This is a genomic window from Hyphomonas sp. CACIAM 19H1 (assembly GCF_003325995.1).
Lineage (GTDB): Bacteria > Pseudomonadota > Alphaproteobacteria > Caulobacterales > Hyphomonadaceae > Hyphomonas > Hyphomonas polymorpha.
In genome coordinates this window covers 1165935-1179671 of the sequence record NZ_CP016437.1, presented here as the reverse complement: position 1 = coordinate 1179671, position 13737 = coordinate 1165935, and the positions used below count along the sequence as shown (strand labels likewise).

Sequence of the window (13737 nt, the reverse complement as noted above, 5' to 3'; positions counted from 1 at the left end):
ATGTCCCGATCCCTGCCCAGCCTTGTGCTCGCCGCCGCTCTGATGCTCGGCGCCTGCGTGCCCGCGGCACCTCCGCCACCGCCCGCCCCGGCAGAGCTGCCCGAGGCCAACGCGGAAAACATCCGCGCCGATATGGAATTCCTGGCCTCTGACGATCTGGAAGGCCGTGAAGCGGGCACGCCAGGCTTTGACCTGGCCGCAGACTATGTTGCCGCCGAGTTTTCCGAGATCGGCCTCAAGCCTGCCGGAGACGCTGGCAGCTATATGCAGACGATCACCTTCCTGCGCTCTGTCCGCGCGCCCGAAGGCCGGCTGATGGAAGTTACCAACACTGCTACCGGCGCGCCCGTTCCGTTTACGGAGAATGTGGACTATGCCATGGGCAATTCCCTCTCCGCACCCTCAACCGATGTGACCGGTGAAGCCGTATTCGTCGGCTTCGGTATCGTCGCGCCTGATCTTGGCCGGGACGATTATGCAGGACTCGACCTCAACGGCAAGATTGCCGTCATGCTCTCGGGCACGCCGAAAGGCATCCAGAGCGAAGAGCGCGCCTTTTACGGTAGCCGCAAGTTCGTGAACGCCTCCGAGCGCGGGGCAATCGGTATCGTCACGCTGGAAACGGCGACCTCACGCGGTGTTTATCCTTTCGAGCGCCTGATCCGTGAAGGCCGCCTCGATGGCGCCAGCCTCACCTGGATCAGCGCAGACGGCGCGCCATTCGACAGGGCGCCCAACATCAAGGCCGGCGCTTCGGTCTCGCTCGACAGCGCCGCGAAGCTGTTCGAAGGCACCGGCGAAAGCTGGCCAGCCATCTTGGAAACCGCCGAGGCTGAAGGCGGCACTGTAAAGAGCTTCGCGCTTCCCTACACCATCCACCTCACCCAGACGTCCACGCACGATCAGGTTCAATCCGCCAACGTCATCGGCATGATCGAAGGCACGGACCCGGTGCTCAAGAATGAGGTCATCGTGCTGACCGCGCACCTCGATCATATCGGCATCACACGCGGCATCGAAGGCGACCAGATCAACAATGGCGCGCTCGACAATGCCAGCGGCATCGCCACCCTGCTGGAGGCCGCCCGCATGCTGAAGGCCGGCCCCGCGATGAAACGCTCCGTCATGTTCATCGCCCTGACCGCTGAAGAGAAAGGCCTCCTGGGCGCGCAATATTTCGCGCTGAACCCGACCGTGCCGAAAGGCAACATTGTCGCCAATGTCAATCTCGACATGCCGATCCTGACCTACCCCTTCACCGATCTGGTGGTGTTCGGTGGCGCCCGCTCCACCATCATCGAGGAAGTCGAGAAGGCGGCCGCCGAGATGGACATCACCCTCAGCCCGGACCCGGTGCCCGATCAGGGCCTCTTCACCCGGTCAGACCATTTCCGCTTCGTCGAAGCGGGCATTCCGTCGGTCTATCTCATCCCCGGCTGGGAGAATGGCGGCGCTGAAGAGTTCGCCCGCCACATGACGACGAACTACCACCGCCCGTCCGACGACATGGCCAACTCCATCGACTTTGACGCTGCCGCCCGCTTTGCCGCCATCAAGGCGCGCATCGCGCTTGCCCTCGCCAATGCGGACCAGCGCCCCCTCTGGCGGAAGGACGACTTCTTCGCCCGCCAGTTCAACGGCCCGATGGAGCCCTGACCCCTCTGCTGCCCGGCCTCGCAAGGGGCCGGGCACGCCCCTCCGACCCTAAGACACTGGAATCGCAGGCCCTCTCGTTAGGTCAGTCGTGGACAGTCCCTTAAGGGTCGTTAAAGTCCGCCGCGAGACTGAAGCTGGCCCCCTGGCGCCGAGGCTTCACACCCGGAGGAGATACGTCATGCACCCCTGTCATCACGCGCGGACCCACCCCGACAAACCCGCCATCATCATGGCCGGATCGGGCGAAACGATCACGTTCCGCCAACTGGACGAGCGCTCCAACCAGATCGCCCACGCCCTGCGCGCGGCTGGCTGCCAGCCGGGCGACACCATCGCCATTTTTGCGGAAAACTCCCCGCGCTATTTTGAAATCTGCTGGGGCGCCCAGCGGGCCGGTCTTTACTATGTCTGTATCTCCTCGCGCCTGACCGCGCCGGAAGTTCAGTACATCATCGAAGACTCTGGCTCGAAACTGCTCATTGCGGGCGCCAACAAGGCAGGCGTTGCCTTGGAAGCGGCCAAGGCCGCCGGCCTGACAGACCTCTGGTCCATCGATGGCGAGGTTGCCGGCTTCACCGCTCTGGAGGCGCACGCCGCTCCCTTCCCCAAGACACCGGTTGCTGACGAGATGGCGGGCACCGACATGCTCTACTCCTCCGGCACCACGGGCCGCCCGAAAGGCATCCGTCCGCCGCTGGAACGGAACCTGCCCATCGACGCTGACAACATCCTCGTCCAGATTGCCCGCGCCATGTCCGGCGCCAACCCGGACTCGGTCTATCTCTCGCCCGCCCCGCTTTACCACGCCGCGCCGCTGCGCTGGTGCATGACCTTCACGCGCATCGGCTCGACCGTCATCGTGATGGAGAAATTCGATCCGGAAGACTTCCTGAAGGCGGTCGAGAAATACAAGGTCACGCACACGCAGGTCGTGCCGACCATGTTTGTGAAGATGCTGAAACTGCCCGAAGACGTCCGCAAGAAGTATGACGTTTCCAGCATGACCTTCGCCATCCACGCCGCCGCGCCCTGCCCGGTCCCGGTCAAGGAACAGATGATTGCCTGGTGGGGCCCGGTCATCGACGAGTACTATGCCGGCTCTGAGGGCAACGGCATGACTTATGTGAAAAGCCCTGACTGGCTGACCCACAAAGGCACGGTCGGCCGCGCCATCCACGGCAAGGTCCACATCTGCGACGAGGAAGGCAACGAGCTTCCGATCGGCGAGGAAGGCCAAGTCTACTTCTCCGGCACCACGCCGCCGAACTATCACAACGACCCGGAAAAGAACAAAGCCGCCCTCAACCCCAAACATCCCGACTGGTCGTCCCTTGGCGATGTCGGCAAGCTGGATGAAGAGGGTTTCCTCTATCTGACAGACCGCAAGGCTTTCATGATCATCTCCGGCGGCGTGAACATCTATCCGCAGGAAACCGAAAACGTTCTGATCACCCACCCGAAAGTGGCCGATGTCGCCGTGATCGGCGTGCCGGATGAAGACTTCGGCGAGGCCGTGAAAGCCGTCGTCCAGCCAATGCCCGGCATTGCGCCGTCCGAGGAACTGGCCGCCGAGCTGATGGCCTTCGCGCAGGCAAACCTCTCGAAGCTCAAATGCCCCAAGAGCATCGACTTCGACCCCGAACTGCCCCGCCACCCGACCGGCAAGCTCTACAAGCGCCTCATCCGCGACCGCTACTGGGGCAACAAGAACAGCCGCATCGTCTGATCGCGCGGCGGATTCATCAGAAACCAGAATTCAAGGGCCGCAGCCATGCGGCCCTTTTTTTACGTCACAGCAGCCAGCTATCCGGATTTTCCACCATCTCGCCGGCGGCCAGCGCCTGCATGCCCTTCACGATCCGCACGATGTACCAGACCAGCGCCGCCAGGAAGAGCAGGAGCCCGATCAGCAGGAAAGTCAGCAGGCCCGAGATCACGCAATACAGCAGCATCTTCCAGAAGATGTTGATCTGGTTGCGGTAGTGGTTCTCGATCATGGCATCTCCCTTGCCCTTGCCGAGATAGGCCATCACCCCGCCAACCAGCGCCAGTATCTGAAAGAAGACGGGTGCCACAATGTAGAGAAAATAGATAAGGTTGGCATTGCCCCGGCTACCGGGTTCAATCGAAATCGTTGGCGACTCGGCCATTTCTGCCTCCCTCGTCAGCCCTGCTACGCCCATGGCGGCAGCCCGCATTAGGCTGTTTGGGGTTGACGCTCAGTTAACCTTGCAGATTGGCCCGCGCCGCGCCACAAGAAGTCTTATACATTCAAGGAGGAATCCCATGGCCAATCCGCGCAAAATTGCCTACGCCGATCTCGAATCCCTGGCTGGACAGGAAGTCGGCGTGTCCGACTGGCACCTCATCGACCAGGCCCGAATCAACCTTTTCGCTGACGCGACCGGCGACCATCAATGGATCCACGTCGACGAGGAAAAAGCCAAGCAGATGATGGGCTCCACCATCGCCCACGGCTTCCTCACCCTGTCGCTGCTCCCCATGCTCGGCGCCGAAGTGCTCCGCGTGGAAGGCGTCACCCGCGGCATCAACTATGGCTCCGATAAAGTGCGCTTCACCAATATGGTGCCTGTAAACTCCAAGGTTCGCCTGCGTCAGAAATGCCTGTCGGTCGAAGCCAAATCGGGCGGCAAGCAGATGAAGATGGAAGCCACCGTCGAGATCGAAGGCCAGGACCGCCCGGCCCTCGTCGCTGAGTCGATCACGGTGCTCTACGGCTGATTTGCCCCACAGGCTCCATGGCCAGATAAACAAAGGGAGGCGTTTCGCCTCCCTTTTTCTTTGCTCTCAGATTTCGCCGCGATTGAGCGTGAGCGCCCGCCGCAAAGCGCGCGCATCCCACAGGGCATTATGCTGGATCGCGCCCTCCAGGTCGCTCGGCCAGGAAGACACCTGCATCAGCTTCAGCGTCAGATCCGGTATCCGCACCATCTGTCCCGGTGACAGGATCAGGCATTGCATCAGATGCGTCAGATCTTCGGGCCAGTCCGCAATCACGCAAGGGGCAGTGTCATTCTTAAGGAAGGCCTGTATGGCGCGCCCGAACGCCTCCTGGGGCAAAACCACGGGCCGTGCCCCGTTCACATCCAGAAGCGGCAGAACATTCTCCTCCACCCACGGATGCAGGTCCAGCGCGTCAAGCTCAGCATGCGGACGGCAAAGGTAGAGCTCACCGGCCTCACCCGAAAGGGCTAAGCTGATGAGCTCTCCGCCGAAACCGTTGAACTCACAGTCGAGGCTGTAGAGCAACCGGCTCTACTCCCCGCGCTGAATCTTCAGGTTCTCTACCTTGCCGACTGCCGCCAGTGCGAAGGCATACTCTGTGGCCACTTCCTTGAGCCCCTCAAACCGGCCCGAAGCGCCGCCATGCCCGGAATCCATATTGATGCGCAGGAAATAGGGGCCAGCTTCCGGCGCCTCGTGACGCAGCTTGGCAGCCCATTTCGCCGGTTCCCAATAGGTCACCCGCGGATCGGTCACGCCGCCCGTGATCAGCATGGCCGGATAGGGCTTGTTGCTCACCTGGTCATAGGGGCTGTAGGCGAGGATAGTGTCATAGGCAGATTCATCCGTCAGCGGATTGCCCCATTCCGGCCACTCCGGCGGCGTCAGCGGCAGGCTTTCGTCCGACATCGTGTTCAGCACGTCCACGAACGGAACAGCCGCAATGATGCCACCGAACAGCTCCGGATCCATGTTCGCCGCAGCGCCCATCAGCAGACCTCCGGCCGACCCGCCATGCGCCACCACGCGACCCTTGGCGCTATAGCCCTGGGCAACGAGATATTCCCCGGCAGCCACGAAGTCCTTGAAGGTATTGGTCTTCTTCTCCAGCTTACCGTCCAGATACCATTGATAGCCCTTCTCCATGCCGCCCCGGATATGGGCGATGGCATAGATGAAGCCGCGGTCGACAAGGCTGAGACGCCCCGTGCGGAAATCCGCCGGCATCGACATGCCATAAGAGCCGTAGCCGTAAAGCAGCAGCGGCGCCGTGCCATCCACAGGCGTATCCTTGTGGCGCAGGATAGTGACCGGCACCTCCGCCCCATCCCAAGACGGCGCCATGATCCGCTCAACCACATAGTCGGCGGGGTTATGGCCCGAGGGCACTTCCCGCGTCTTGCGCAGGGTCTTTTCCCGCGTGTTCAGATCATAGTCGTACACCTGATCCGGCGTTGTGGGCGAGGCATAATCAAAACGCAGGATTGGCGTCTTGTAGTCATACCCTCCATCCAGCTGCAATTCATAAGCGGCTTCGTCAAAGCTGATCGAATGGGTCGAGCCATCGGCGCGCGCCTGGATCACGATGCGCGGAAGGCCATTCTCGCGCTCCATGATCGTCAGATAATCCTGCTGCGCCGTGATACCCATAAGCAGCGTACCCGGACGATGCGGGATAACCTCTTCCCACTCTGCCGGCGACGTGGCGCTGAGCGGCGCCTTCATCAGCTTGTAGTCCACCGCCCCATCCATATTGGTGATGATGTAGAACTCACCATCCCATTGGGTCACGGAATATTCGTGGTCCGTCACGCGCGGCGCAACCGTGCGCAGCTTCGGGTTCAGTTCATCAGAGGGGAACCAGTGGATTTCCGACGTCGTATGGCCGGACGCATTGATAAGGATCAGCTCCTCGCTCTCGGTTGTGGAGATACTGACGAAGAAAGCCGGATCCTGCTCCTCATAGATCAGCATATCCTCTCCGCTTTCCAGGCTGCGCTGGTAAACCGCGTTCGGGCGGCCATTGGAATCGCGCGCTACCCAGAAGATGGCCTTGCCGGTCTTGCTCCACTCCATCGGCCCGTAAGCATTATCGATCAGGACGCCGGTATCTTCGCCCGTCTCGATATTCTTTACACGGATCTGGTAGAATTCGCTGCCTTTCAGGTCCGTGCCATACGCAATGAAGTTATGGTCCGGGGAAACCTCGATGTCGCCAAAGGCAAAATAGTCCTGCCCATCGCCCAGCGCATCACCGTCCAGCAGCAACGTCTCTGGCGCTGCCGCATTGAATGCATCCGCCGCCGGCCGGCGTGCAAACACGGCATACTCGCCCCCTTCACGGAAGCGCGTATAATACGCCCACGGACCATCAATATCCGGAACCGAGCTGTCATCTTCCTTGATGCGCCCACGCATCTCGGCAAACAGCTCCTCGCGCAGCGCCGCCGTCGGATCTTCCAGAACAGTCTTGGTGAAGGCATTCTCTGCCAGCAGGTAATCGCGGATGTCGGCGCGCAGCAGCGACGGCTCGCGCATCACTTCCTGCCAGTTCTCGTCCTTCAGCCAGTTATAGGGGTCGTTCCGCGTGCGGCCGACCTGCGTGATCTCGTGATCAATGCGCTGGGCCACCGGCGGGGCCGGCCATGATGCCGCCGGCGTGTCTGCCACCAGCGCCGCAGACGTGTCCGTCTCTTCGTTCACTGTCATACATCCAGTCAAAAGGGTTGTGGCGGCCATCAGGCCGGCGAGATTTGCAGCAAGGCGCATGGGGGGCTCCGCTTATCGATATTCGAAATATCTGAAGCGAGCCGCCCCCAATTGTCCAGCCCTTCCTTACTCGGCAGGCCGGAAATCCAGCACGATCCCGTTGATGCACCAGCGCATACCCGTCGGCGGCGGCCCGTCATTGAAGACGTGGCCCATATGCATGCCGCAGGTGGCGCAATGGCATTCGGTGCGCGCCACGCCGATCTTGTAGTCGGTCTTGGTGCCCATCAGGCCCTCGCCAATCGGCCGCCAGAAGCTGGGCCAGCCCGTACCGGAGTCAAACTTGTGCTCGGAAGACCAGAGCGGCGTATCGCAACCCTTGCAGTGATAGATACCCTTGCGCTTCTCGCTCTCAAAGTTGCCAGGCGTGAAGGCGCGCTCTGTGCCTTCGCCAAAGCCCACGGCAAATTCCTGCTCTGTCAGCAGTTCACGCCATTCGCGCTCGGTGCGGGTCACCCGCCGGGGCATGTTGTCGGGCATCGCAGGCTCCTCATGTGAAGTTTCGCCCCCCGATATAAGGCACCCCGGCCCCGGTAAAAAGGCGCTAGGCCCTATTGTGTGCAGGCAGACGCCCGCCCGAGCGAACACGCCTTGGCCAGCGCCGCCGCTGCGCCCGCCGCATCCGACGCCCCGCCTTCCCCATCGCGCAGCGCCCAGCCATAGCGTTCACAACCACCGGCTTCGCCCAGCTCGCAGGCCTGCCGGTAATAGTCCCGCCCCTTGGCCTTATCGATGGCCCCCGCCTGCCCGAAATAGGCCATCAGACCCAGATTGTAGCAGGACGCTCCCACTTTCAGGTCGCAGCCTTTGCCATAAGCCACCAGCGCCGCCTGCGGATCGCTGACCACGCCCGCGCCGGTATAGAGGCTGAAGCCCTGCTTGTGACATCCATTCGGGCTGCCGAGGGTGCAGGCCTTCTGGAAGGCCTGATACGCTTTCACAGGATCGGGCGTCTGCCCCATGCCATTCTCATGGGCGAGCCCCAGGCTGCGGCAGCCCTCGGCATAATTCAGGTCGCAGGATTTGGTGTAGTAGGACAGCGCTGCCGGATAATTCACCGGATTGCCTTCCAGCCCGGAATAGTTGACGGCGCCCAGGTTGGAGCAGGCAATGCCTTCATTCTTCCCGCACGCAAACTCGTAATTCACAAGCGCCGAAGCGACATCCTTGGGGCCACCCTCGCCATTGAGCTGCATGACCCCGGCAAGATTGCACGCCGCCACATGCTCCGTCCGGCAAGCCTTCTCTGCTGCCTGGCGCGCGGCGGGAAGGTCTGTCTTGCTGTTCCAGCTCATCAGCGCCTGATTGTAGCAGCCTTCGGCATAGTCCAGCTCACAGCTCTTGCGATAGTTGGCTTCAGCCTTCGCAAGGTCTACCGGCCCGCCCTTGCCGTAGTGCGCAAAGATGCCGGCATTGTTGCAGGCGTTTTTGTTTCCGCCCTCGCAGGCCTTGGCATAGCTGGCGAGCGCGCCTGCCAGATCTGCAGGCCGGCTGACACCATGTTCCTGCATCACGCCGAGATTGTTGCAGGCCGATGCGTTGCCCAGGTCACAGCCCTTCACATAGTCCTGCCACGCGCCCGCATTGTCCTCCGGGCCGCCCCTGCCCAGGCGCTTGTAAAAGCCCGAATAGAAGCAAGCCTCCGCCGCATCGAGACGGCAGCCTTTCTCATAAACGCCGCGCGCCGCCGTAAAGTCCTGCGCGGCGCCGCTGCCTTCGCGATACGACCAGCCCGCATGCTGGCAGGCCGGGCCGTTGTTGAGCTCACACCCCTTCAGAAACCCCGCCAGCGCCTTCTGCGGCTGGGGCGCGTTCCCGGCATATCCGTCAAGTTCCAGGATCGCCCGCTCGCTGCACCCCTCGCCCTCGCCCAGGCCGCAAGCCTTGTCGAAATAGTTATAAGCAGAGGCATCGTAAGCCTCTCCCAGGCTGATGAAACTATGCCCCACCTGCAGGCAGGACGGCCCATACTGGTCGTCGTTGCACAGGCCCACCAGCGCAAATCCCGCCGCGCGTTGCTCCTCCGCCGTTCCCAGCTGGCCACTGGCATATTGCATTACCTTCGCATGGCGCTCCTTCAGAGGAAGCGTCGAAGGAAAAAGCTGCGCCGCGCGGGCAATGTCTGCCTCGTTTGCCTGTGCCATCGCGGGCGCGCCGGCCAGCACCCCAAACACCAGACCAGCCACCAGGGCACGAAACATGACTGAAACCTCCACATGCGTCTCCGCCATGCAGGCTTAGTCAAATGGCGAACCGCGCCTATCCCCTGACCAGGGGGGCGCGCGCCTCCAAACTCCATGTGGCATTGACCGCAATAAGGCGTTGCGGCGCAGGAACGCTTTGCATATACAGCGCCTCTCGGTCGGAGCGTGGCGCAGCCCGGTTAGCGCACTAGTCTGGGGGACTAGGGGTCGGAGGTTCGAATCCTCTCGCTCCGACCATGAAATTTTCCGGGAAAACCAAACCTGACGGACCTGCCGGTGTCATCCCGGCCAAGGCCGCCCTGCGGCCGCTGGGCCGGGACCTTCATTCAGCAAGTCAGTCACCCTGCCGCCTCAGCGGCACCCCTCCCAGAGGTGCTTGTAGATCGCCGCTTGTACTGCATAGCTCACAGGGCGGTTGCCCTTCTCCCAAGTGCTGATCTCGCTGGGGGCATAGGGGCGGTCCTGCCCCAAACGCGCAGCCAGCCAGGCGCCGAAGTCCGCCTGCTTCAGGCCAAGCGATTTGCGAAAATCTCTCAGAAATTCCGGTGTCATCATAATGGTCAGACCAAGGAAGTGGGATAACGGGGGCACCGGGAAGCCGACACCCCCAACGTCCGGGAGTATGGAGAGGATAGCTCAGATGCAAGCCCCGGCCCATTGCTCGGCCATTCTCGGCGTCATCAGTGGAATCGTGGCGCCTGCCAGGACGTTGAAAGTCTTGGCTATCCCAAACACAAAAAAGCTGGCTACGCGCGCCGCGCCCGCAGCGCGTCGAGTTTCGCCTTCAGCTCCGACAGCTCATTCAGCGTATCGTTCAGCCGCTCGCGGCGGGCCTCCGGGGTTGCCGGCACATCGCCATAGGCACGCGCCAGCGTTTCCTGCAAGGCGCGGGCATGGCCGGCGGCGGGGGCGGCGTCCGGCGTGATCGCGGCAGTGCCTTCCAGAACAGCGCCAACGCCCTGCTGGGTCAGCACGGCCTTGGCGCCCTTCAGCGTCATGCCTCGCTCATGAACCAGAATGCGGATGGCCCGCAGCGCGTCGAGATCCTGCGGACGGAAGAGGCGGCGGCCATCGGGCCGCTTCACGGGGCTTACCTGTTTCGGAAAGCGCGTTTCCCAGTACCGCAGCACATGGGTTTCCAGGCCGAGTTCAGCTGCGGCTTCACCGATGGACCTGTAGGCATCTGCTGATTTTTCGATCCGGGCCTTGAGTGCCGGCATGCAGGTGCCTCCTTGGTTGCCTAGTCTCCGCCGACTTGCGATTTCAGCATCGGCGAGGGACGGAACGTCACGACCCGGCGGGCGGCAATGGGTGCCTCTTCGCCGGTTTTCGGGTTGCGTCCTTCACGGGCCGCCTTGGAGCGAACCACGAAGTTCCCGAACCGTGCCAGCTTCACTTCCTGTTCCTGCTCCAGCGCCGCCCCGATCAGGTCCAGCGTTCTGTCCAGCAGGTCAGCGGATTCCTGACGCGTCACGCCCACTTCTCGGACAATGGCATCAGTCACTTCAGCGCGGGTAAGTGTACGGTCGCTCATTCTGTCAGCCCGTTTCTCTCAATGAAGCCTAAGCCCGCAATCTTAACGAATTCCTAGCAGAGGCGTTAGCTAAATTTGTGTCAGATTTCTTCCGAATCAAAGCCGGAAGAGGCTGGCGCCCCAGGAGAACCCGCCGCCCATCGCTTCTGACAGAACCAGATCGCCCGGTTTTGCACGGCCCGAACGCACAACATGGTCCAGCGCCAGCGGGATAGACGCCGCCGACGTATTGGCGTGTTCGGTGACCGTAACGACCACCTTCTCCTCCGGAATGCTCATCTTTTTGGCAACCCCGTCGAGGATACGCTTGTTGGCCTGGTGGGGCACGAACCAGTCGATGTCATCAGAGGTCAGCCCGGTCTCCGACAGAACGGCCTCAATGGCAGCGGAGATGTTGGTCACCGCATGCTTGAACACCTTGTTCCCCTCCATCCGCACATGGCCGATGGTGCCCGTGGAGCTGACGCCCCCGTCAACATAGAGCAGGTCCGATTTCGTCCCGTCGGTGCGGATATGGTGGGTGATGATGCCGGCATCATCTGCCCCGTCCCACTCCACTGCTTCCAGCACCACGGCGCCGCCGCCATCGCCAAACAGCACGCAGGTGCCCCGGTCAGACCAGTCGAGGATGCGGGTAAATGTTTCCGCGCCGATCACCAGCGCCTTGTTGAACAGGCCCTGCTTCATCAGCGAGTCTGCCGTTGCCAGCGCGAACAGGAAGCCCGAGCACACCGCCTGCACGTCAAACGCCGCGCCGGGGCCGGTGCCCAGCTTCGCCTGCACGGCCGTCGCCGTCGCCGGGAAGGTCTGGTCCGGCGTTGTCGTCGCCAGCACGATCAGGTCGATCTCTTCAGGCTTCATGCCCGCGGCGTCCAGCGCCCGGCGCGCGGCCTGCACGGCAATGTCGGAGGTCAGCTCGCCATCAGCCGCAATATGCCGCTTCTTGATGCCGGTACGCTCCTGGATCCACGAATCGGTGGTCTCGACCATCGTGGAGAGTTCGTCATTCGTCAGAACACGTTCAGGCAGATAGCTGCCGGTTCCACGGATAAAGCTGCGCTTTCCCATTCTACGTATCCTCGTCTGGCGCGCTGCGCCGTTACTCTGCTGCCAGACCGCCGGTGCCGACACGCGCCATATTGGCCGCAATCTCGGTCCGGTAATCACTCAATGCCAGGTCAGCGGCCAGCACGCAGGCGCGCGCAAACCCACGGGCATCTGCCCCGCCATGGCTCTTCACCGAAACCCCGCCAAGCCCGATCAGCACGCCGCCGTTCACATTACTGGGGTCCATGAAATCCTTCAGGCGCTTCAGGCCATCCATGGCCAGTGCCGCGCCCATCTTTGATGCGAGGTTTGCCGTGAACGCTTCCCGCATCCGGCTCGCCAGCATCCGCGCCACGCCTTCGCCTGTCTTCAGCGCCACATTGCCCGTGAAGCCATCGGTCACCACGACATCCACCGCCCCTGCGGAGATGTCATCGCCCTCGACAAAGCCGCGATAATCCATCTTCAGCGGCGAGTTGCGCAGCAGCTCATGGGCCTCGCGCACCTCGTCATGGCCCTTCATTTCTTCAGAGCCGATATTCAGCAGACCCACGGATGGCCGCTCGATGCCCAGCGTTGCGCGGGCAAACGCCTCGCCCATGATCGCGAAGATCACCAGCTGCTCGGCATCGGCCTCAACATTGGCGCCCACATCCAGCACCACCGTGCGCCCGCGCAGCGTCGGCCACAGCGCTGTCATCGCCGGGCGGTGAACGCCCTCCATCTTGCGCAGCTGCAGCATCGAGATCGCCATCAGCGCGCCGGTATTTCCGGCGGAGACAGACGCATCGGCCCGCCCCTCCTTCACCGCTTCCACGGCATTCCACATCGACGTGCCCTTGCCCCGGCGCAGCGCCTGGCTGGGTTTCATGTCGCTGGTGATCTTTTCGGCCGCGTGAACAATGGTCACCTTCGCCGCCAGGCCCGGCTTTGCCGCCACCAGCGGCGCCAGCAGCGCCTCATCGCCGTGCAGCAGCACATGCGCGTCCGGCCGATCCGCGAGAAACTCGGCGGTACCGTCAATGGTGACACCCGGCGCGGCATCACCGCCCATGGCATCAATCGAGAGCGTCAGTTTGCGCTGCATGGAGAAAAGACCGCGGTTACGGCGTTGTGCGTATTTTTGCGTGGTTTAAGTGGCGCCGCCCCTCAAAGCAACGGGAGAGATGCGGTGGCCCACACCCGATTGTGGTTCAGACCGCCGGCGCGCTCCCGCCACAGGCGAACCCGCCCGACAGGATTTCGGTGTCATTCTGCCCCGCAAACAGCGCCTGATACGCGCGCATCGCTGTTGCAAGCGCCCCTGCCGTGTCGGCCCGCGTCACCCCGTTGCGCTGCAACACCTCGGCCAGCGCCTCGCGCGAATCATCTGCTTTCAGCGCCTCCACCAGCGCCCGGCCCAACCCCGAATGGGCTTCCGCCAATGTGCGCACCTTGCGGGCGATGGAGTGGTCGCCCACGCCTTTCTCCCGGAAGGCCGCATCGAATCCATCCAGCACCCGGGCGTTCAGCCGCTCCGTCAGCTCCGCCGCTAGCGGTCCGCCGACCTCGGCAAAACGTGCGCAGGCCAGCGCCGTCATCACCGTCACCATCTGCGCGCGACCCTCGAAAGTATCAGGCACACCGCGGGTCTCGTAGTGGACCGGCATCAGGGCTTCGCGCACAAGCCGGCCATGGGCTTCTGCCACAGCCTTTTTGAGCGCCCCGCGCCTGCGGAACCAGCTGCCTGAAAAAGCGATCAACCCTGTACTCCAATGCTTGCCAAGCCCGGTTACCTGTCGC

13 protein-coding genes and 1 tRNA gene are annotated in these 13737 nt (G+C 62.5%); 4 read left to right on the top strand and 10 right to left on the bottom strand.

Annotated elements, in window-relative coordinates:
• Positions 1-1656 (top strand): M28 family metallopeptidase, encoded by a 1656-nt coding sequence (locus BBF93_RS05675; protein WP_114105278.1) that lies wholly within the window; start codon positions 1-3, stop codon positions 1654-1656.
• 178 nt (positions 1657-1834) lie between these two features.
• Complete coding sequence (locus tag BBF93_RS05670; protein ID WP_114105277.1) at positions 1835-3382, top strand: acyl-CoA synthetase; 1548 nt, start codon at positions 1835-1837, stop codon at positions 3380-3382.
• A 64-nt stretch (positions 3383-3446) separates the two neighbouring features.
• Here BBF93_RS05670 and BBF93_RS05665 read toward each other — a convergent pair whose 3' ends face one another.
• Positions 3447-3806 (bottom strand): DUF4870 domain-containing protein, encoded by a 360-nt coding sequence (locus tag BBF93_RS05665; RefSeq protein ID WP_114107007.1) that lies wholly within the window; start codon positions 3804-3806, stop codon positions 3447-3449.
• Positions 3807-3942: 136 nt separating this feature from the next.
• Between BBF93_RS05665 and BBF93_RS05660 the strand changes: the two genes are divergently transcribed.
• Positions 3943-4398 (top strand): MaoC family dehydratase, encoded by a 456-nt coding sequence (locus BBF93_RS05660; protein WP_035594458.1) that lies wholly within the window; start codon positions 3943-3945, stop codon positions 4396-4398.
• 66 nt (positions 4399-4464) lie between these two features.
• Here the strand turns inward: BBF93_RS05660 and BBF93_RS05655 are convergent, their stop codons facing one another.
• The 4 genes from BBF93_RS05655 to BBF93_RS05640 form a co-directional block, all read right to left on the bottom strand.
• The gene (locus tag BBF93_RS05655; RefSeq protein WP_035594455.1) at positions 4465-4926 is read right to left on the bottom strand and encodes a hypothetical protein; all 462 of its coding nucleotides are present in this window, start codon (positions 4924-4926) and stop codon (positions 4465-4467) included.
• 6 nt (positions 4927-4932) lie between these two features.
• Positions 4933-7170 carry a S9 family peptidase gene (locus tag BBF93_RS05650; RefSeq protein WP_114105276.1) on the bottom strand — a complete coding sequence of 746 codons (2238 nt, stop codon included), beginning with the start codon at positions 7168-7170 and terminating at the stop codon, positions 4933-4935.
• Positions 7171-7236: 66 nt separating this feature from the next.
• Positions 7237-7650 (bottom strand): peptide-methionine (R)-S-oxide reductase MsrB, encoded by a 414-nt coding sequence (gene msrB, locus BBF93_RS05645; protein ID WP_233349287.1) that lies wholly within the window; start codon positions 7648-7650, stop codon positions 7237-7239.
• 71 nt (positions 7651-7721) lie between these two features.
• Positions 7722-9371 (bottom strand): tetratricopeptide repeat protein, encoded by a 1650-nt coding sequence (locus BBF93_RS05640; RefSeq protein WP_162786426.1) that lies wholly within the window; start codon positions 9369-9371, stop codon positions 7722-7724.
• A gap of 162 nt (positions 9372-9533) precedes the next feature.
• Between BBF93_RS05640 and BBF93_RS05635 the strand changes: the two genes are divergently transcribed.
• A tRNA-Pro gene (locus BBF93_RS05635) sits at positions 9534-9611 on the top strand.
• A gap of 509 nt (positions 9612-10120) precedes the next feature.
• On the opposite strand, the gene BBF93_RS05625 is transcribed toward BBF93_RS05635, so the two are convergent.
• From BBF93_RS05625 to BBF93_RS05605, 5 genes are all read right to left on the bottom strand, one after another.
• Positions 10121-10594 (bottom strand): MerR family transcriptional regulator, encoded by a 474-nt coding sequence (locus BBF93_RS05625; RefSeq protein ID WP_035594447.1) that lies wholly within the window; start codon positions 10592-10594, stop codon positions 10121-10123.
• Positions 10595-10614: 20 nt separating this feature from the next.
• Complete coding sequence (locus BBF93_RS05620) at positions 10615-10908, bottom strand: integration host factor subunit alpha (protein ID WP_035594445.1); 294 nt, start codon at positions 10906-10908, stop codon at positions 10615-10617.
• Between the two features lie 96 nt (positions 10909-11004).
• Positions 11005-11976: a beta-ketoacyl-ACP synthase III gene (locus BBF93_RS05615; protein ID WP_035594443.1), complete on the bottom strand. Its 972-nt coding sequence runs from the start codon at positions 11974-11976 to the stop codon at positions 11005-11007.
• Positions 11977-12007: 31 nt separating this feature from the next.
• Positions 12008-13042: a phosphate acyltransferase PlsX gene (gene plsX / locus BBF93_RS05610; RefSeq protein ID WP_051612221.1), complete on the bottom strand. Its 1035-nt coding sequence runs from the start codon at positions 13040-13042 to the stop codon at positions 12008-12010.
• Between the two features lie 106 nt (positions 13043-13148).
• Positions 13149-13697: a ubiquinol-cytochrome C chaperone family protein gene (locus tag BBF93_RS05605; RefSeq protein ID WP_114105273.1), complete on the bottom strand. Its 549-nt coding sequence runs from the start codon at positions 13695-13697 to the stop codon at positions 13149-13151.
• Positions 13698-13737 lie beyond the last annotated feature (40 nt).